At 40.5% G+C, this 18,175-nt stretch carries 19 protein-coding genes; 6 read left to right on the forward strand and 13 right to left on the reverse strand.

What is annotated here, in order from left to right:
• Positions 1 to 56: 56 nt before the first annotated feature.
• Both ald and KTO63_RS19535 read right to left on the reverse strand, forming a co-directional pair.
• Positions 57 to 1,166: an alanine dehydrogenase gene (ald, locus tag KTO63_RS19530; RefSeq protein WP_217793469.1), complete on the reverse strand. Its 1,110-nt coding sequence runs from the start codon at positions 1,164 to 1,166 to the stop codon at positions 57 to 59.
• A gap of 396 nt (positions 1,167 to 1,562) precedes the next feature.
• A complete protein-coding gene (locus KTO63_RS19535; protein WP_217793470.1) occupies positions 1,563 to 2,273 on the reverse strand; it encodes a FadR/GntR family transcriptional regulator in 711 nt (236 codons plus the stop codon).
• A 497-nt stretch (positions 2,274 to 2,770) separates the two neighbouring features.
• Here KTO63_RS19535 and KTO63_RS19540 point away from each other — a divergent pair, with 497 nt between their 5' ends.
• The 3 genes from KTO63_RS19540 to kduI all read left to right on the forward strand — a co-directional run bounded on the left by KTO63_RS19540 (position 2,771) and on the right by kduI (position 6,294).
• Positions 2,771 to 3,109 (forward strand): cupin domain-containing protein, encoded by a 339-nt coding sequence (locus KTO63_RS19540; protein ID WP_217793473.1) that lies wholly within the window; start codon positions 2,771 to 2,773, stop codon positions 3,107 to 3,109.
• Positions 3,110 to 3,216: 107 nt separating this feature from the next.
• Complete coding sequence (locus tag KTO63_RS19545; protein WP_217793475.1) at positions 3,217 to 5,418, forward strand: heparinase II/III domain-containing protein; 2,202 nt, start codon at positions 3,217 to 3,219, stop codon at positions 5,416 to 5,418.
• A gap of 33 nt (positions 5,419 to 5,451) precedes the next feature.
• Positions 5,452 to 6,294, forward strand: coding sequence for a 5-dehydro-4-deoxy-D-glucuronate isomerase (kduI, locus tag KTO63_RS19550; RefSeq protein WP_217793477.1), 843 nt, complete (start codon positions 5,452 to 5,454; stop codon positions 6,292 to 6,294).
• A gap of 122 nt (positions 6,295 to 6,416) precedes the next feature.
• Here kduI and KTO63_RS19555 read toward each other — a convergent pair whose 3' ends face one another.
• Positions 6,417 to 7,121, reverse strand: a complete 705-nt coding sequence (locus KTO63_RS19555) for a toxin-antitoxin system YwqK family antitoxin (RefSeq protein WP_217793478.1) — start codon at positions 7,119 to 7,121, stop codon at positions 6,417 to 6,419.
• Between the two features lie 179 nt (positions 7,122 to 7,300).
• On the opposite strand from KTO63_RS19555, the gene KTO63_RS19560 reads away from it, so the two are divergent.
• The 3 genes from KTO63_RS19560 to KTO63_RS19570 all read left to right on the forward strand — a co-directional run bounded on the left by KTO63_RS19560 (position 7,301) and on the right by KTO63_RS19570 (position 11,400).
• Positions 7,301 to 7,993 carry a peptidylprolyl isomerase gene (locus KTO63_RS19560; protein WP_217793480.1) on the forward strand — a complete coding sequence of 231 codons (693 nt, stop codon included), beginning with the start codon at positions 7,301 to 7,303 and terminating at the stop codon, positions 7,991 to 7,993.
• A 261-nt stretch (positions 7,994 to 8,254) separates the two neighbouring features.
• Positions 8,255 to 10,591, forward strand: coding sequence for a TonB-dependent receptor (locus KTO63_RS19565; protein ID WP_217793482.1), 2,337 nt, complete (start codon positions 8,255 to 8,257; stop codon positions 10,589 to 10,591).
• Complete coding sequence (locus KTO63_RS19570; RefSeq protein WP_217793484.1) at positions 10,591 to 11,400, forward strand: DUF4249 domain-containing protein; 810 nt, start codon at positions 10,591 to 10,593, stop codon at positions 11,398 to 11,400. The genes KTO63_RS19565 and KTO63_RS19570 overlap by 1 nt, the downstream gene beginning before the upstream one ends.
• Before the next feature lie 165 nt (positions 11,401 to 11,565).
• Here the strand turns inward: KTO63_RS19570 and aroQ are convergent, their stop codons facing one another.
• The 10 genes from aroQ to KTO63_RS19620 all read right to left on the reverse strand — a co-directional run bounded on the left by aroQ (position 11,566) and on the right by KTO63_RS19620 (position 18,101).
• Positions 11,566 to 11,982, reverse strand: coding sequence for a type II 3-dehydroquinate dehydratase (aroQ, locus tag KTO63_RS19575; RefSeq protein WP_217793486.1), 417 nt, complete (start codon positions 11,980 to 11,982; stop codon positions 11,566 to 11,568).
• A gap of 179 nt (positions 11,983 to 12,161) precedes the next feature.
• On the reverse strand, positions 12,162 to 13,268 hold the full coding sequence (carA, locus tag KTO63_RS19580) for a glutamine-hydrolyzing carbamoyl-phosphate synthase small subunit (protein WP_217793488.1): 1,107 nt from the start codon (positions 13,266 to 13,268) through the stop codon (positions 12,162 to 12,164).
• A gap of 328 nt (positions 13,269 to 13,596) precedes the next feature.
• Positions 13,597 to 14,097 (reverse strand): 50S ribosomal protein L17, encoded by a 501-nt coding sequence (gene rplQ, locus KTO63_RS19585; protein ID WP_217793490.1) that lies wholly within the window; start codon positions 14,095 to 14,097, stop codon positions 13,597 to 13,599.
• 111 nt (positions 14,098 to 14,208) lie between these two features.
• Positions 14,209 to 15,210 carry a DNA-directed RNA polymerase subunit alpha gene (locus tag KTO63_RS19590; protein ID WP_217793492.1) on the reverse strand — a complete coding sequence of 334 codons (1,002 nt, stop codon included), beginning with the start codon at positions 15,208 to 15,210 and terminating at the stop codon, positions 14,209 to 14,211.
• A 102-nt stretch (positions 15,211 to 15,312) separates the two neighbouring features.
• Complete coding sequence (gene rpsD / locus KTO63_RS19595; protein WP_217793495.1) at positions 15,313 to 15,918, reverse strand: 30S ribosomal protein S4; 606 nt, start codon at positions 15,916 to 15,918, stop codon at positions 15,313 to 15,315.
• 143 nt (positions 15,919 to 16,061) lie between these two features.
• Positions 16,062 to 16,466 carry a 30S ribosomal protein S11 gene (gene rpsK, locus KTO63_RS19600; RefSeq protein WP_217793497.1) on the reverse strand — a complete coding sequence of 135 codons (405 nt, stop codon included), beginning with the start codon at positions 16,464 to 16,466 and terminating at the stop codon, positions 16,062 to 16,064.
• 154 nt (positions 16,467 to 16,620) lie between these two features.
• Complete coding sequence (gene rpsM, locus KTO63_RS19605; protein WP_217793499.1) at positions 16,621 to 17,001, reverse strand: 30S ribosomal protein S13; 381 nt, start codon at positions 16,999 to 17,001, stop codon at positions 16,621 to 16,623.
• Positions 17,002 to 17,053: 52 nt separating this feature from the next.
• Positions 17,054 to 17,170 (reverse strand): type B 50S ribosomal protein L36, encoded by a 117-nt coding sequence (ykgO, locus tag KTO63_RS19610; protein ID WP_046369371.1) that lies wholly within the window; start codon positions 17,168 to 17,170, stop codon positions 17,054 to 17,056.
• A gap of 38 nt (positions 17,171 to 17,208) precedes the next feature.
• Positions 17,209 to 17,427, reverse strand: a complete 219-nt coding sequence (gene infA / locus KTO63_RS19615) for a translation initiation factor IF-1 (protein ID WP_217793501.1) — start codon at positions 17,425 to 17,427, stop codon at positions 17,209 to 17,211.
• Between the two features lie 284 nt (positions 17,428 to 17,711).
• Entirely contained in the window at positions 17,712 to 18,101 is a 390-nt protein-coding gene (locus KTO63_RS19620) for a hypothetical protein (protein WP_217793503.1), read from the reverse strand.
• Positions 18,102 to 18,175: the final 74 nt, after the last annotated feature.

Consider the following 18,175-nt stretch of genomic DNA (forward strand, 5'->3'; position numbering starts at 1 on the left):
AGTCAAAAATTGGAAACCTCTTTTTGACTTTTGACTTTTTAATTTTGACTTTGTTCTTATAGAATTTCTTCTACTGGCAAATGCGCCATACCAAACGTATCCGCTACAGATTTGTACACGATCTGTCCGTTTACCACGTTCAAACCTTTTTTCAGACCTGCATCCGCGCGGCAAGCGTCTTTCCAGCCATTGTTTGCCAATTGAATAACATAAGGCAAAGTTGCATTGGTAAGTGCCAATGTAGAAGTATAAGGCACAGCACCCGGCATATTTGCAACACAGTAGTGCACCACATTATCAATTACGTAAGTTGGATTTTCGTGAGTTGTAGGTTTACAAGTCTCGATACAACCACCCTGGTCAACAGCAACGTCCACCAATACACAACCTTTTTTAAGGTCTTTCAGCATATCGCGTGTGATCAGGAACGGAGCTTTTGCACCCGGAATCAAAACCGCACCTACGATAAGGTCAGCTTGTTTTGCCAGTTCGCGGATGTTGTAACGGTTTGACATTACAGTTTTCACGTTTGCAGGAAGCACGTCAGACAAATAACGCAGACGAGGAAGGCTCACGTCCATAATGGTAACGTCAGCACCCAGACCAGCAGCCATTTTCGCCGCTTCTGTTCCTACCACACCACCACCAAGGATCAACACTTTTGCAGGATTTACACCCGCAACACCGCCAAGCAAAATACCACGACCGCCAAGAGGTTTTTCAAGGTAGTTGGCGCCTTTCTGGATCGCCATACGACCAGCTACTTCACTCATTGGAACCAACAATGGCAAGCCACCGTTTTTCTCAACAGTTTCGTAAGCAAGACAAACTGCTTTGCTTGCTACCATTGCTTCTGTTAGTGGTTTGTAAGATGCGAAGTGGAAATATGTAAACAGCAATTGGTTTTCTTTTACCAATTTGTATTCAGATTCAATTGGTTCTTTCACCTTCACTATCATTTCGCCGATAGCGTACACTTCTTCAATAGTAGAGAGAATTTTTGCACCAGCACTTTGGTACTCTTCATCAGAAAATCCACTTCCTTCACCTGCAGTCGCCTGCACATACACAGTGTGTCCGTTAGCAACCAATTCTGAAACTCCGGCCGGAGTCAACGCTACACGGTTTTCGTTGTTTTTAATTTCTTTAGGTAACCCGATAATCATTTTTCTAATGTTTAATTTTTTAACTAAACCCATTCATTCTCAGTTATTGACGAAATCTGATCTCCATATGGCATAACAGGAAAATGCAGGGGTTATAATTTGCTCCGCAAATTTGGAGGATAATTCCGGATTATGAATCAAAAAATTGACGAAACCGCCATTTAGCATCACGTACAACGAACATCCGTTTTCAAAACATCAGAAAATGATTGCCTTTGTTAAGTTTTTTCTAAATAATTGAAAGTTTTGCTTTTATCTGTGTGAGGATTTTTTGTATTTGAAGAAGAAAAAATAATTAGGGAGTGTACGGTGTACGAAGTACGATGTACGAGATTCATTTTGAGTGTTTGCCACAAAGCATCTCGTACTTCGTACTTCATACATCAAACACACCCGCTACTGCACTATCATTTTCGCAAAATCCATAACGCCTTGCAAATGTTCCTTCATGGTGGCCTGCGCCCCTGCGGCATCGCCTTCTTTTATTTGTTGGAACAGCAGCGTGTGTTCGTTGAGCGCTTTATCTGTAATGGTATCGCAGACTTTAAAAACAGAATAATTGGAGATGATATCGGGAATGATGATGAGTAAAAGCGACTTTAGCACTTGGTTTTTACTAACTTCTGCAATGGTCAGGTGAAACATAAGATCTTCATCTACGGCCTTTATGCCTTGTTTTGCTTTGGCGAGATAGTTATTCAATGAAAGCTCCAGTTTTTCAATATCCGCCTCCGTTCTGCGCTCTGCAGCCAGTGCCACTGCTGATGTTTCAAGCAAAACACGCGTTTCCACGAGGGACATAAAAGAATAGGCATCTATTTTCAGAATATCACTTATCAAACCCTCCAATGCGGAAATGCCAATGCCTGCCACATAAGTTCCACTCTGCGGCTTGGTTTTTAAAATGCCATAAAACTCGAGCTTTTGGATGGCCTCGCGCACATGGGTTCTACCCACACCAAACTTCTCGGAAAGCTTTCTTTCCGGCGGAAGCTTGTCCCCCGGTTTTAACTGACCGGAAATCAGCAACTCCTTGATCTGTCGGATAATAACATCCACTGGTTTTTCAACCACCACTTCCTTCAAATCGTCCAAAACATCTTTCATTCAACAAAATTTACAATCTTCAAATTTCAATACCCTTTAGTTAAGCAATTCTAATTTGCTTTATTAATGTCCTACGGACAATAAGATTCATGTTGCTAGATTTTCTATTGACATTGATGCCCTACGGGCAATCCTTTTCCGTAGGGAAATAATATCAATAGAATAACAGCGAAATCGCCACATTGCCCTTAGGGCATTAACGTCATAACTAAGTGACGTCAATCTCAAAATTATTAAAATAAGCGTCAAATCAAAATTGGACGACCAATTTTCAAGTTAAAAGTAAACATTCAAAAGTCAAAAATGCTGCAACTCATTTTGACTTTTAACTTCTGATTTTAGAATTAGCGCTGTTTTCGCGCAAAATTCGACCCCTTCGCCTTAGTTTGGCGTAACAATGAAGTACGAAATTTTAAAAAATTGCTATTTTAAAACACAATTGGTCAACCAATTTTTAATACTTTCATACCCGATTTTATCCTCAACATTTACCAACTATGCAAAGCAAAGAATTCTTACTGGAGCAGGAAATGCAATTTGAAAGTACCGATCCGGGCGTTAAACGTCAGATAATGGGTTATAACGACGATGTTATGATGGTGCGTGTAGTATTTGAAAGCGGAGCCGTTGGCTATGAACACAAGCATCCGCATATTCAAACGTCCTACGTTGCCAAAGGTGTTTTTGAAATAACAATTGATGGCAAAACGCAACGCTTGAAACAGGGCGAAGGTTTTTTTGTTCCGTCAAATGTTTTGCATGGAGCAAAATGCATCGAACAAGGAGAACTGATTGATTCGTTCGCACCTATGCGTGCAGATTTTTTGAAAAAATAAACAACAGTTTGTGAGTTGTGAGTGGTAAGCCGTGGTAAAGAGCATCTCAAAACTCATCACTCTCAACTCTCAACTCTCAATTCCCAACTCATAACTTACGCTTGCCCATGCTGAAGAATCTCAAAACACTTACAACCTGCCTGCTTTTCGCGTCGTTTTCATTTGCGCAAAGCAAACACCCCAACCTCATTCTTACCAAAGATGGAGTACAACAAATAAAAGCGGGACTTGGAAAATATCCGTTGCTCGACAAAACATTTGCCGAAGCAAGAGCCGGTGTTGATGCTGATATCAAAAACGGCATCGATGTGCCCTTCCCAAAAGACCCTGGCGGCGGCTACTCACACGAAAAACATAAACTGAATTACCAGAACATGCTGAACGCGGGAATCATCTGGCAGGTGACCGGCGATAAAAAGTATGCTGAGTACGTGAAAACAATGTTCCTGGCGTACGCCAAAATGTATCCTTCCCTGGGAGTGCATCCTGAAGGAAAAAACTCAGGAACACCTGGAGTGCTTTTCTGGCAAAGCCTCAATGATGCAGTTTGGCTCGTGCACGCCGCGCAGGCCTATGATTGCGTGTATGACTATCTTTCCAAGGATGATAAAAAATTTATTGAAGATAGTTTGCTGCGCAAATTTGTACAATACATGATAGTGAATGATTCGAAAACATTCAACATGATCCATAATCACGGAACATGGTCCGTTGCAGGGGTGGCTATGACAGGCTATGTTATTGGCGATACAGACATGGTGAACAAAGCGATTTATGGCGGCAATAAAGATGGCAAAACCGGCTATCTTAAACAGATACAGCAATTGTTCTCTCCGGATGGATACTATACTGAAGGCGCTTACTATTTGCGTTACGCCATCCAACCTTTCCTTGTACTTGCAAAAGCAATTGATAACAACCAGCCATCTTTAAAAATATTTTCTTACAAAAACGGAACACTTGCCAAAGCGACATCTGTGTTGCTACAAATGACAGACGCAGATGGATATTTTCTTCCGTTCAATGATGCCTTGAAAGACAAATCCTGGGAATCAGGCGAAGTGGTGTATGCTGTTGACATCAGCTATGGATCCGTTAAAGAAGATCCGTCCCTGCTGTATGTTGCACAAAAACAGGATCGCGTTTTATTAAGTACCGATGGTGTAAAAGTAGCTAAGGCGGTTGCTGCAGGCAAATCCACGAATTCTTTCAAATGGCATTCGATGGCTTTGACAGATGGTCCCGATGGAAGCAAAGGCGGCGTCAGCATTTTGCGAAGCAACGAAACTCCTGATGCTGTAAGTGCATTGCTAAAGTATTCTGCTTATGGAATGGACCACGGACATTTTGATAAACTTGCCATTCAATTGTACGACGGAGAGAAAGAAATCTTAACCGATTACGGAGGCACGCGTTTTCTCAACATCGAACAAAAAAGAGGAGGCCGTTATTTACCTGAAAACAGGACATGGTCGAAACAAACTATTGCTCACAACACAGTGGCTGTTGACGGCAAATCGAATTACGAAAACAACACCAAAAAAGCAGAAGCTGCAAATTCCTTTTCCTACACACATTTCAACGACCTTAGTAATAAAGCTTTCCAGATCACCAGTGGAAAAGATACAACCGCTTACAACGGTGTAGGGATGCAAAGAACCCTGGCAATGGTACAGCCCGAAGGCATTGAAAAGCCTTTCCTCATTGATGTTTACAGGCTTTCTTCCAAAGAACAACATCAATACGATTATAGTTTCTATTACCTGGGATCACTTATCGAAACAAATATTAAATACGCAGCTTCGCCGCAAATGTTTCCGTTCGGTAAAAAAGATGGTTATGAATATTTGTGGGTAAAAGCAAAAGGAACGGCCAACACGAACAATAGTTTGTTCACGCTTTTTAATGAACATAATTTTTACACCATTGTTACTGCCACATCTAATAATGCAGAAGTTTTCTTTACAGAGATCGGGGCAAATGATCCTGAATTCAGTTTGCGTAACGAGCCTGGCATAACCATTCGCGAAAACGGCAGCGATCATGTGTTTGCATCAGTCATTGAACCCCACGGCTCTTTCAGCGCTACTTCTGAAGCAAGTAAAGATTCTTACGGAAGCTTCGCAAAAATTGAAGTGATAGGCAGCAACGATGAAGCAACGGTTGTAATGCTCACCAATAAAAAGAATGAAAAATGGCTGCTGGAAATTAATAATGGAAAGGCATCTGCAACAGATGCGCATACCGTTACCTTTGACGGAAAATCGTACAGCTGGACAGGGAATTATTCATATAAAAAAGTAAACTAGAAGAAAGTAACAATCAAAAAATAAATCATCAATATGGCTACCAATTATGAACTGCGCCATGCTGCGCATCCCAACGATGTAAAGAATTACGACACAAAAAAAATAAGAGAGCATTTCCTTATTGAAAAGCTTTTTGAGAACGACAATGTGAACATGGTTTACTCTTTGTACGACCGCGTGATTGCGGGCGGTGCTGTTCCTGCTTCAGGCAAACTCACACTTGAAACGATTGATCCTCTGAAAGCAAATTATTTTCTTGAGCGTCGTGAAATTGGTTTTATCAATGTTGGCGGTGCGGGCAAAATAACGGTTGACGGAACAGTATATGAACTGGATTACAAAGAAGCTTTGTATGTGGGTCGCGGCAATAAAGAAATCACTTTTGAAAGCAACGATAAACAAAAGCCTGCTTATTTCTATTTCAACTCCGCTCCTGCACACGTGAATTTTCCAACAAAAAAGATCACAAAGAACGAAGCGGAAATCGTAAACCTTGGTACACCTGAAACTTGCAACGCACGTACCATCAATAAACTGATTGTAAACTCCGTTGTACAAACATGCCAGATACAAATGGGCATGACAGAACTAAAAACGGGAAGCGTTTGGAACACTATGCCTTCGCATACGCACGACCGCAGAATGGAAGTTTATCTATATTTTGAAGTTCCGGAAAACCAGGCAATATGCCATTTCATGGGCGAGCCGCAGGAAACAAGACACGTGTGGATGAAAAACTACCAGGCGATCATTTCACCGAACTGGTCAATCCACTCCGGTGCAGGCACAGCAGCTTATACCTTCATCTGGGGAATGGGCGGTGAAAATCTTGACTACGGCGATATGGATGTGGTTCAGCCCGGAGACTTGAAGTAGGAATCAGGAAATAGAAATTAGGAATTAGAATATGACCTAAAAGTGAAATGCCTAACAGAGACTATCTCAATGTTAGGCATTTCACATTATAACGATCATTTTCAATTTTCAATTCTCAACTCTCAATATCCCGTCGCACCATCCCTCACCCTCACTTTCTTCTTACCTGAATTCTGTTTCTCGAAATCTTCTACTTCTTTTGGTTTGGAACTCGCTTTGGCAGCGTCCTTTTTAACGGAAGTCGGCGAATCTGTGGAAGCGGCTTTAGCCAGTGGGTCCGCGTCTAATTTTCCTAAATGGTAGAATTCTGTTTTAGTGACAAATCCGGTTGTCGGATCGAAGTATTTCCAGGTACCGTGCTTTAATGATGCTCCTTCGTTTTTAATGATCACGCGAGTAAAATGTCCGGGGTCATCAACGTTTTCTACATCAATTGTATCGTATTTCTTGTCAGGATTAATTGCCAGCCAGCTTTCTTCTATCGCAACATTTCCTGTCAGGCTGCTGTAGTATAAATTGCTGCCGTCTTTCATGCCCCATTTATAATTTTCTACTGCCAGCAAATCTCCCATCAAGCTGTATTTGCGCCATGTATCTTCCTTGCGGCCGTCAACAAACACGCCCTCTTCCTCGTACCCCGGCTCACCGCGAAGTGATTCAATTCTAACCACCCATTTCCCTTGCTTTTTGTCTTGCTTGTCAACACGGTTAAGTGTATCGCCCTTCACCCCAACAATGTAACTCTTCCACTGCTGCGCCATTGAAGTGCCCACAATAGAAAGCATAATAAAAACCACGATAGAAAATCTCAGAGCAATCTTTTTCATGTTTATTAAACGTACTGATCAAATAATTTATTCTATAAAAGAAATCTAAAATTCTAACACGATAAAATACTTTTTGTCCTACTTGAAGCCATTTTAACAAAATGCAGGCTACACCGAAACAATTCTTAATTCCTAATTCCTAAATCTTAATTGAATACATTTGCGGGCAATCAACAATTATGGGGCCGCTCAAAATCATCCTTTTTGCAACATCCTGTTTATTCCTTTTCCTTTCCGCAAATGCACAAAACAAACAGACGGCGCCGCCCGCACAATCAGCAGTAGTTGTACCAAAAACAATACCGCAAATAAAGGAAGGAATCGAGAAATCCTACAACCCCATTTTGTACACCCGCGACATTTTAAAGAAGAAATACAAGATTGATACGGTGGTGGTGATGAACACCTTACACTTCCAGGGCGTGGCGGACAGCATTGCCTACCACGGCAAACCCGGCAAAGTCTATGGGCCATTCCTGACCAGAAAACTGGACAAATATCTCGTGGAAGTTCTGGCACAGGAACCCAGCACATTCAACCGCATCAGCCAGGTTTTTATTGACACCTCTATACTTACTTACCGTGTAGCAGATTCTCTCTCAAAATCAATCCTTAACCGCATCAACAATGGCGAGGCAACTTTTGAGGATATGGCGGGAATGTACTCAATGGGGGGAGAAATAGCTACCAAGGGAGATCTGGGCTGGATAGCAAAAGGCCATATTTTACCGGAAATTGAACAGCAAATTCTGGCTCACCGCAAAGGAGATGTGTTTATTGTTTGGAGCCGGACCGGCGTGCATATCATTAAAAAGGCAGACAACATGAAACAGGATATTGGGTATGCGCTGTTGCTTCGGATATTTTTGTAGCTATGTGAAATTGATTTTTGTAACCAGATCGGATGCGATCCGTGATGCCCAGGGCGAATGCGATTCGCCCCTACTGATCTTGTAAAAATATTGGTCCCATTAAACACCCTTTTATCACTATTTAATACCCAGTTTTTAACATATGGCATAATTTTGCGTGCCAAATCGCATGAAACCTTGCTTTGGGCTATTTTAACGATTTCTTGACTATGAGATAAAGATTTTTGCGGCCTTATCATTAGAAAATTTTAAAACCCTTACATGCAATCTAAAAAAAGCCTTCAGCTATTAGTGGCACTTGTCCTGTCTGTGCTATCCATAGCTGCAAATGCTCAGGAAAAGTTTAGCATCAGCGGAACAGTAAAAGATTCCGCCACCGGTGAAGATATGATCGGAGTGTCCGTTTATATCAAAGAACTAAAAAATGCCGGCATCGTCACCAACTCTTATGGTTTTTATTCACTCACTGTGCCCAAAGGGAAATACACCCTTGTAGCACAATCAGTGGGCTTTAACGTACAATCGTTTTCGTTGGATGTCAATAAAGACATCCGGATAAATGTGCAACTGGCAAGAACCAACAGCACATTGCAGGAAGTAATAGTAAGCAGCCGTAAAAAGAATGAAGCGGTGCTGCGTCCTGTTATGGGTGTTGAAAAAGTAAGCATGAAGGAGATCCAAAACATTCCGGTCATTTTTGGAGAGAAAGATGTTTTGAAAACGATCCAGCTTTTGCCGGGTATTCAATCCGCCGGCGATGGAAATTCCGGTTTCTATGTGCGTGGCGGAAGCGCAGATCAAAACCTTATCCTGCTGGATGAAGCACCAGTGTATAATCCTTCTCACATGCTTGGCTTCTTCTCTGTTTTCAATTCAGATGCCATCAAAGATGCGACCATCTATAAAGGCACTGCGCCTTCGGAATACGGCGGCAGGTTGTCTTCTGTTGTTGATTTAAAAATGAATGAAGGAAACAATAAACGCGCAAGTGTAAGCGGCGGTATTGGTTTGATTTCTTCAAGGTTAAGTGTTGAAGCACCTATCGTAAAGGACAAAGGCTCCTTCATTGTTTCTGCACGACGCACTTATGCAGATCTTTTCCTTAAATTATCAAAAGATACCACGGCAAAAAACTCAACGCTTTATTTCTACGACATCAACGCAAAGGCCAACTACAAACTGGGAGATAAGGATAGAATTTATTTATCTGGATATTTTGGTCGCGATAATTTTAACTACAACAAACAGTTTGGACTAGATTGGAGCAATTCAACTGCAACGCTTCGCTGGAACCATATCTTCAACAGCAAATTGTTTTCTAATACCTCTCTTATTTTTAGCAACTACAATTATCATATCCTTCTTAATAACAATGGCGATGATGTTAAGATCACTTCTGCCATACAAGACTGGAACTTCAAGGAGGACCTTCAATGGTATGTGGGCGGTAACCACAACGTAAAGTTTGGTATCAACTCCATCGCCCACACATTCATTCCGGGTGAAGTAACGGCAAATCCTAAATCCGGCATTAATAACATGGAGCTGCAGAAAAAACACGGTTGGGAAAATGGCGCTTACATCAACGATACGTGGACATTCTCTGATCATTTAAACATAAACTACGGCATTCGTTTCAGTTCATTTTCATTGCTGGGACCGGGCACGTTTTATACCTACAATGATGACAGCAGCATAAAAGATTCTTCGGTGTACAGCAAAACAGGTTTGGTAAAAACATACTTCTTTGCAGAGCCAAGAATATCGTTAAGCTATATCATAAATGATGAACACTCCATTAAAGGAGGTTATTCCCGCAATACGCAAAACATGCACCTGCTAAGCACTTCATCAACTTCCTCACCTTGGGATGTGTGGATTCCAAGCAGCAATAATGTAAAACCAGAAGTTGCGGACCTCTTCTCTGTTGGTTATTTCAGAAACTTTAAGAACAACCAGTACGAATTCTCAACTGAGCTTTATTATAAGTTAATGCAGAACCAGATCGACTATAAGAATGGAGCAGATATTTATGGTAATGAGAATGTAGAGTCGCAATTGTTGTTTGGCAAAGGAAGAGCTTATGGCGCAGAATTTTTGATCAAGAAAAAATCAGGCAAGCTCACTGGTTGGATCGGTTATACATTGGCGAAAAGTGAAAGACAATTTGCAGAAATAAATAAAGGCGCATGGTTTTCTGCGAGACAAGATCGTACGCACGACATTTCCGTTGTAGCGATGTATGAGCTAAGCAAAAAGTGGACATTCTCTGCTGATTTCGTTTATTACACCGGCAATGCAACTACTTTCCCAAGTGGCAAATATGAAGTCGACAACCAGGTTGTTAACTATTACACAGAAAGAAACGGCTATCGCATGCCAGCCTACCACAGGCTCGATCTTGGCGCCACTTATATTGTAAAGAAAACAGCTACTAAAGAATCAAGCTGGACATTCTCTTTATATAACGCTTACGGCAGAGAAAACGCCTACACGATCAACTTCAAAACGAATCCGGATGATCCAACCAAGACGGAAGCTGTTCAGGTTGCTTTGTTCAAATTCATTCCTTCTGTAACGTACAATTTCAAATTCTAATGAAAAGTATTCAATCAATCATATCAATAGTACTTGTGCTTGTTGTAGCAATAAGCACAACATCGTGTGAAAAGGTGATCGACATTAATACCAATAACTCCATACCTCAACTGGTAATAGAAGGAAATATTTCCAATGTTCCAGGTCCATACACGATCAAGCTCTCAACAAGTGTTAACTACGATCAAACGAACTCTTTCCCTGCAGTACAAAATGCAGTGGTGAAAATTTCTGATAATAAAGGGAATAGTGAAACACTTAAAGAAACCACCGCCGGCATTTATCAAACGGCAACATTGAATGGCACCGTTGGCACAACATATACACTGTATATAAAAACAACCGACAACAAAGAGTATACAGCCAGCTCAACAATGCCCGCTCTCGTGGCATTGGACGACCTTAAAATACAGAAATCAACCTTCAAATCCAGCGACGAAGACACGCTTGAAGCTGTTGTTTATTTCACAGACCCGAAAGGTTTGGGTAACAACTATCGCTTCATACAATACATCAACAGTGTAGCGTCTAAAGCCATCAATATCACGAACGACAAATATTTTGATGGCAACTCGACAAACTTTTCTCTTTTCAGAAAAGATAAAGAATACATCAAAAAAGGAGATTCAGTTTCTGTAGAAATGAGGAATATCGACAAGGCCAACTACGATTATTTTAATTCTTTGGAAAACATCGTTGATCGCCCGGACAATCCTGCTCCAGCCAATCCTGTCAGCAGCATCACCGGCGGCGCGTTGGGGTACTTCTGTGCGTACAGCGTTTCACAGAAATCAGTTATTGTTAAATAGCCGAATTTGAAAATTTGATGATTTGAAAATTTGAAAATGCATTAAGCGCGGTCCCGTTCTATTATTGGCTCTCAGACATTCCGAGAGTGAGTTAAAAAAAGAACAAAGCTCACAGAAAGAATTTTCAAATTTTCAAATCCTCAAATTTTCAAATTAACCAGGGTCTTAACCTATGAAGAATCTCACCGCCAGCTCATACCCTTTCATCCCCAGCCCCGCAATCGTTCCTTTCGCTTTCGCAGAAACGTGCGATAGTTTTCTGAAATCTTCACGCGCATGTACATTGCTGATATGAACTTCAACTACTGGCGCTTTAATTGCCGCTATTGCGTCGCCAATTGCCACTGAAGTATGTGTATAGCCACCGGGATTCATTATAATACCGTCATAGTCAAAGCCCACTCGCTGCAGCTCATTGATCAATTCACCTTCCACATTGCTTTGAAAATAATGAAATGAAATATCAGGAAATAACTTCTGCAGATCTGCATAAAACGCTTCAAAAGTCTGGCTGCCATAAATACCAGGCTCCCTTGTTCCAAGAAGATTAAGATTAGGTCCGTTGATGATAGCGAGCTTCATTAATTGAAAGTTGAAAATTGAAAATTGAAAGTTAATATTAAAATCAGTATTCTCCGACTACTTACTAAGGCCTTTCTGATACAAAATAAAAAAGAGGCTGCGAAACGCAGCCTCCAACATTTTCAATTTTCCCCGCCCGAACGACGTCAGTCGGGCGGGAACTTTCAATTTTCAATTGACTACTTGTTGTCTTGAATCAATTTGATGAAATCATCAAACAAGTATCTGCTATCGTGCGGACCCGGAGTTGCTTCAGGGTGGTATTGCACAGAAAATGCAGGTTTACCTTTCAATCTGATACCTTCAATTGATTTATCGTTAAGGTTAACGTGTGTAACCTCGATGTGATCTGCTTTTTTAACCGCCTCAGGATCTACACCAAAGCCGTGATTTTGTGTAGTGATTTCGCACAAGCCGGTGATCAGGTTTTTCACAGGGTGGTTCAAACCTCTGTGGCCGTGGTGCATTTTGAAAGTAGGAATACCATTAGCCAAAGCCAGCAACTGGTGTCCCAAACAGATACCAAAAACTGGTTTCTCCGCTTTCAAAATTTCTTTTACAGTCTCAACAGCGTAAGGCATTGCCGCCGGATCGCCGGGGCCGTTTGATATAAAATAACCGTCAGGATTAAACGCTTTTAGCTCCGCTGCCGAAGTTTTCGCAGGGTGCACTTTTATGTAAGCGCCTCTTTCCACCAGACAGTTAAGAATATTCTGTTTTACACCAAAATCGATCACCGCAACGCGAATGGATGAGTTTGGATCACCCATTTCGTATGTTTTATCTGTACTAACAAGAGAAGCAAGTTCCAAACCATCCATTGAAGGAACTTTCGCCAACTCAGCTTTCAGTTGTTCAACATCCAGGATTTCTGAAGAAATAATGCAGTTCATCGCACCTTTCGTACGCACATGCTCAACCAGTGAACGTGTATCAACATCTTCAATCGCAACCAGGTTGTTTGCTTTCAAATAGTCGTTCAGAGAACCTTGTGCCATGCGGCGTGAATAAGTCTCTTCAAGGTTGCGTCCGATCAACCCGCGGATTTTAATAGAACCACTTTCTACATCTCCATCTTTAACGCCATAGTTTCCAACGTGCACGTTGTTCATAATCAAAACCTGGCCATAATAACTAGGATCTGTAAATACTTCCTGGTAACCTGTCATACCAGTGTTAAAGCACAATTCACCCGTTGTAGTGCCAATAACGCCAAATGCTTTACCATAATGTACGGTGCCGTCTTCCAGCACCAAAATCGCTTGTTGTTGAGTAGTATTAGACATGGAGATTTTTAATTCGCTGCAAATTTAGTTGTTATTGAAGTCAAAATTCAAAAATCAAAAGTCAAAAATTTGTCCGTTATGGAAACTAGCCCCGATAATCCGCACAGACTGGTGTTTTACGCCGCCAATTATGTTGTCAACTGTATATCCTTGATTCAACTTTTGTTGCGTCGCACACTTGTACAGCAGTAATTTTATTCAGCTACAATGCAAGTTGCCAACATTTACGCCGCACTTTTGAATTTTGACTTTTTCCTTTTGAATTAGCTAAAAAAAAGCTCCGATAATAATATCGGAGCTTCTATATAAAGAATGAATGATCATTTCCTTATTCTGCTGCTTTAGTTTCTTCACCAGCTGCAGGTGCTTCGTTAGAAGCTGCTTCATCAGAAGCTTTCTTTTTAGCTCCACCAGCACGACGAGTTCTTTTAGCTGGTTCTGCTTTAGTTTCTGCTGTTTTACCGTAGATTTCGTTGAAGTCTACAAGTTCGATCATCGCAGTTTCAGCGTTATCACCCACACGAGCACCCAATTTGATGATACGAGTGTAACCACCTGGACGACCAGCAACTTTTTCAGCAACCGCACCGAAAAGTTCTTTGATAGCTTCTTTATCTTGCAAATAGCCGAAAACAATACGACGTTGGTGTGTGCTGTTTTCTTTAGCTTTTGTGATCAATGGTTCAGCATACACTCTTAAAGCTTTAGCTTTAGCAAGTGTAGTTACAATTCTCTTGTGCTGAATCAATTGACAAGTAAGATTGCTCAACAAAGCATCTCTGTGTGCTTTTGTACGACTTAAATTTTTGATTTTGTCTCCGTGACGCATGACGTTAATTTTTAGATTCGGCTGTACCGTGTCAGGAATTACAGCCTACTGTTTACAATGTATAAATAAGGCTCATGCAAGGTTTTCACACAAGCATAAGCCTTAAGTTATTTAGATATCATCTTTATCTACACCCAATTTCGCAAGATCCATTCCGAAGTGCAAACCTCTTTCGTTCAACACTTGTTCGATTTCGCTCAAAGATTTTTGACCGAAGTTGCGGAATTTCATCAAGTCTTCTTGTTCGTAACCAACCAACTCGCTCAAGCTGTTGATTTTAGCAGCTTTCAAGCAGTTGAAGGCACGCACTGAAAGATCAAGATCTTCCAAAGGTGTTTTCAATACTTTACGCAATTGTAAAGTTTGTTCGTCTACCAGGTCTTCTTTTTTCTCTTCCTTATTATCAAAAGTGATGTTTTCATCAGTAATGATCATCAGGTGTTGAATCAGAATACGTGAAGCTTGTTTAACAGCTTCTTCTGGATGAATAGTACCATCTGTGCTAACTTCCATTACCAACTTTTCATAGTCAGTACGTTGTTCCACACGCGTATTTTCGATGCTGTATTTAACATTCTTGATCGGAGTGTATACGGAGTCAATAGGAATGTAACCTACAGGCGCGTCTTTCAATTTGTTCTCTTCAGAAGGTACATAACCACGACCTTTTCCAATTGTAAGTTCTATGTCCAACTTTGCAGAAGGGTCCATAGTACAGATCAGCAGTTCCGGATTCATGATCTGGAAAGACTGAGTACCTTCCTGGATCATGCCCGCAGTAAATTCGTTCTTACCTTTAATGTGCAGGGTAATTTTTTCATTCACCGCTTCGCTATCTACGATTTTCTTGAATCTTACTTGTTTCAGATTCAGAATAATTTCGGTAGCGTCCTCTGTTATACCCTTGATAGTAGCAAATTCATGCTCAGCCCCTTCAATCCTAATTCCCGTGATAGCATATCCTTCCAATGAACTCAGCAATACGCGGCGCAATGCGTTTCCGATAGTTACGCCAAAGCCAGGTTCCAAAGGGCGGAATTCAAATTGTGCTTCAAAATCGGTTGCTTTTTGCAAAACAATTTTGTCAGGTTTCTGGAAATTTAAAATGGCCATATATCTGTTTCAGATTTTAGTTTTATATTTTCTTTGTTTAGCCTTACTGTTCTGCAATTAGCACTGAAAGAAAAATCTTCCGGCCACTAACTGCGCTGATCATTATTTAGAGTACAACTCTACAATCAGTTGTTCCTTGATGTTCTCAGGAACGCTTTCTCTTTCAGGGTACGCAATGAAAGTTCCTTTTTGCTCAGTTTCGTTCCAGTCTAACCAGTTGAATTTAGCATTTTTACCGCGGAATTGGCTAGTGATGCTAGAGTTAACGCCAGATGCTGGTTTCAAACCGATGATGTCACCTGGTTTCAATTGGAAAGAAGGTACGTTCACCACTTCACCGTTAACGGTAACGTGTTTGTGAGATACCAACTGACGAGCGCCAGGACGAGAAGCTGACAAACCTAAACGGAATACAGTGTTATCCAAACGTGCTTCCAGCAATTTGATCAGGTTTTCACCTGTTACACCACGACGACGAGAAGCCTCATCGAAAGTTTTGCGGAATTGACGCTCCAATACACCGTAAGTATATTTAGCTTTTTGTTTTTCACGCAATTGCAAAGCATATTCACCAAGGCTTTTACGTTTGCGGGAAGCACCGTGTTGACCTGGAGGGTTGCTGTTTTTGTTTAACCATTTGCCATTGCCTAAAATTGGCTCACCGAAAATTCTGGAAATTTTGGTCTTGGGACCTGTGTAACGTGCCATAATTGTAATTGGAGATTTTTTTGGTTACGATGTACGATCAGTAAAAATCTTAAAAAATCAATCGCACATCCTTGTAAAATACAAAATATATGAAAAGCAAAAATGTACGGTGGGATTCACCGTACATAAACTCTTTATAAAGATTAAACTCTTCTTTTCTTCGGAGGACGGCATCCGTTGTGTGGAAGCGGCGTCACGTCTTTAATCTGTACTACTTCGATACCTGAGTTAGACAGAGAGCGAATAGCTCCTTCACGTCCTGAACCAGGTCCTTTCACGTAAACATCTACTCTTTTCAAACCAGCATCCAAAGCTACTTTTGCTGCGTCAGCTGCGGCCATCTGAGCTGCGTACGGAGTGTTCTTTTTAGAACCTCTGAAGCCCATTTTACCAGCAGAAGACCAGGAAATAACCTGACCGTGCTTGTTTGTTAAGCTGATGATGATATTGTTGAAGCTTGCTACGATGTGTGCATCACCATAAGCGTCAACTTTTACGATTCTTTTTTTAGCAGCGACTTTAGCGCTGTTTTGTTGTGCTTTCGCCATGACTTTTTAAAGGTAATCTTGTTTTAATTAAATATTCCGTGACCGGAATCGAACCAACACTCCGTCGCACCCTGACATCTGTAACTGGTTCTTAATAACAGGTGCATATAAAAACAGCTGTCAATAAGCGATTGAGCTCATCAACAGCTATTAATTATTTCTTAGCGGCCTTTTTCTTACCGGCAACTGTCTTACGTTTACCTTTACGAGTACGGCTATTTGTTTTGGTGCGTTGACCACGAACAGGCAAACCTTTACGATGACGTAAACCACGGTAACATGCGATATCAAGTAAGCGTTTAATGCTCATTGATACTTCAGAGCGCAAAGCACCTTCTACTTTAAATTCATCATTGATAATGTTACGAATAGCAGCTTGCTCTTCGTCATTCCAAGTATGAACTTTTTTATCAAAGGAAATACCTGCTTTCTCCAAAATGTACTGGGCTGATGAACGGCCAATTCCGTAAATATAGGTTAAACCTATTTCGCCTCTCTTGTTTTTTGGTAAATCAACACCGGCAATACGAGCCATAATTCTATTTTAATTTTCGATTTTAATGTTTCAAACTTCGGTAATCTCAAGATTATCCTTGTCTTTGTTTGTAACGAGGATTTTTCTTGTTAATTACATACAGCTTTCCTTTTCTCCTCACGATCTTACAATCTGCGCTGCGCTTCTTGATTGATGCACGAACTTTCATTGTTATTTAATTTAAAACGTTTAGCCTTTTAATACGGATTATTTGTATCTGAAAATAATCCTTCCCCTTGATAGATCGTATGGACTCATTTCCACACCCACCTTATCGCCTGGTAAAATTCTGATGTAGTGCATCCTCATTTTTCCTGAGATTGTTGCCAGAATTTCATGCCCATTTTCCAACTTCACCTTGAACATCGCGTTTGACAATGCTTCTAAAATGATTCCATCCTGTTTGATTAATGCTTGTTTCGCCATACTATTTTTGGGAGCGCAAAGATAGGAGTTTATAAATTAATAATAAAATAAATGGAGAAAAAATTCCTTTTTATGCATATTATTCTTAAATACGGCATTAAAAATAGCAAAAAATTTGAATATGCCTAGAAAAGCTTAAATTAACTTATTTACCAATAATTGAATAACTGAATTATTGAATTATTGAGAAGACACTGAATTTCAGCATTTTACTCAATAATTCAATTATTCAGTCACTCAGTTATTAAAAAGAGGCAAATTACTTTGCCCCTTTTCCTTACTTATTAAACCAGCTCAACTTTTGTCATTTGTAAATAGTGATTTTGAAGTTGATGAACCGCTATCGGCATCTTTATCAGACGGTGATCTTCCCGGTACCATATTTCAAAATCCTCGAAACCTTTGGAATTTAGCAGCACTCTGAAAGGCCCCTTTTTGAATTTCGTATAATTGTTTTCGTATGATTCTTTTTCAAACCCAAGTTTAACCAACTGGTTTTCATCTAAAGGTATGGGATAAAGATCCTCCGGCTTGAACCAGAATGTCTGCACATCTGTTTTTACACAAATTTCTTTGTCTTCATGATTCAATTCTGTCACCACTCCTTCTTTTGTCTGGCCCTCAAAGTCGGCCATTACGTAATCGCCTTCTTTTAATTCATTGATTTTTATCATAATGAGCAAGTTTTTTTGTTTACTTTAAATATACTAAAATGATACCATAGCTACAATGGGTTATTTTAGTGATC

It is taken from the genome of Pinibacter aurantiacus (assembly GCF_019130065.1).
Taxonomy (GTDB): domain Bacteria; phylum Bacteroidota; class Bacteroidia; order Chitinophagales; family Chitinophagaceae; genus Pinibacter; species Pinibacter aurantiacus.

Coding starts and splice junctions, on each gene's coding strand:
- ald (WP_217793469.1), bottom strand. CDS start 1,166: ATGATTATCGGGTTACCTAAAGAAATTAAAAACAACGAAAACCGTGTA.
- KTO63_RS19535 (WP_217793470.1), bottom strand. CDS start 2,273: ATGAAAGATGTTTTGGACGATTTGAAGGAAGTGGTGGTTGAAAAACCA.
- KTO63_RS19540 (WP_217793473.1), top strand. CDS start 2,771: ATGCAAAGCAAAGAATTCTTACTGGAGCAGGAAATGCAATTTGAAAGT.
- KTO63_RS19545 (WP_217793475.1), top strand. CDS start 3,217: ATGCTGAAGAATCTCAAAACACTTACAACCTGCCTGCTTTTCGCGTCG.
- kduI (WP_217793477.1), top strand. CDS start 5,452: ATGGCTACCAATTATGAACTGCGCCATGCTGCGCATCCCAACGATGTA.
- KTO63_RS19555 (WP_217793478.1), bottom strand. CDS start 7,121: ATGAAAAAGATTGCTCTGAGATTTTCTATCGTGGTTTTTATTATGCTT.
- KTO63_RS19560 (WP_217793480.1), top strand. CDS start 7,301: ATGGGGCCGCTCAAAATCATCCTTTTTGCAACATCCTGTTTATTCCTT.
- KTO63_RS19565 (WP_217793482.1), top strand. CDS start 8,255: ATGCAATCTAAAAAAAGCCTTCAGCTATTAGTGGCACTTGTCCTGTCT.
- KTO63_RS19570 (WP_217793484.1), top strand. CDS start 10,591: ATGAAAAGTATTCAATCAATCATATCAATAGTACTTGTGCTTGTTGTA.
- aroQ (WP_217793486.1), bottom strand. CDS start 11,982: ATGAAGCTCGCTATCATCAACGGACCTAATCTTAATCTTCTTGGAACA.
- carA (WP_217793488.1), bottom strand. CDS start 13,268: ATGTCTAATACTACTCAACAACAAGCGATTTTGGTGCTGGAAGACGGC.
- rplQ (WP_217793490.1), bottom strand. CDS start 14,097: ATGCGTCACGGAGACAAAATCAAAAATTTAAGTCGTACAAAAGCACAC.
- KTO63_RS19590 (WP_217793492.1), bottom strand. CDS start 15,210: ATGGCCATTTTAAATTTCCAGAAACCTGACAAAATTGTTTTGCAAAAA.
- rpsD (WP_217793495.1), bottom strand. CDS start 15,918: ATGGCACGTTACACAGGTCCCAAGACCAAAATTTCCAGAATTTTCGGT.
- rpsK (WP_217793497.1), bottom strand. CDS start 16,466: ATGGCGAAAGCACAACAAAACAGCGCTAAAGTCGCTGCTAAAAAAAGA.
- rpsM (WP_217793499.1), bottom strand. CDS start 17,001: ATGGCTCGTATTGCCGGTGTTGATTTACCAAAAAACAAGAGAGGCGAA.
- ykgO (WP_046369371.1), bottom strand. CDS start 17,170: ATGAAAGTTCGTGCATCAATCAAGAAGCGCAGCGCAGATTGTAAGATC.
- infA (WP_217793501.1), bottom strand. CDS start 17,427: ATGGCGAAACAAGCATTAATCAAACAGGATGGAATCATTTTAGAAGCA.
- KTO63_RS19620 (WP_217793503.1), bottom strand. CDS start 18,101: ATGATAAAAATCAATGAATTAAAAGAAGGCGATTACGTAATGGCCGAC.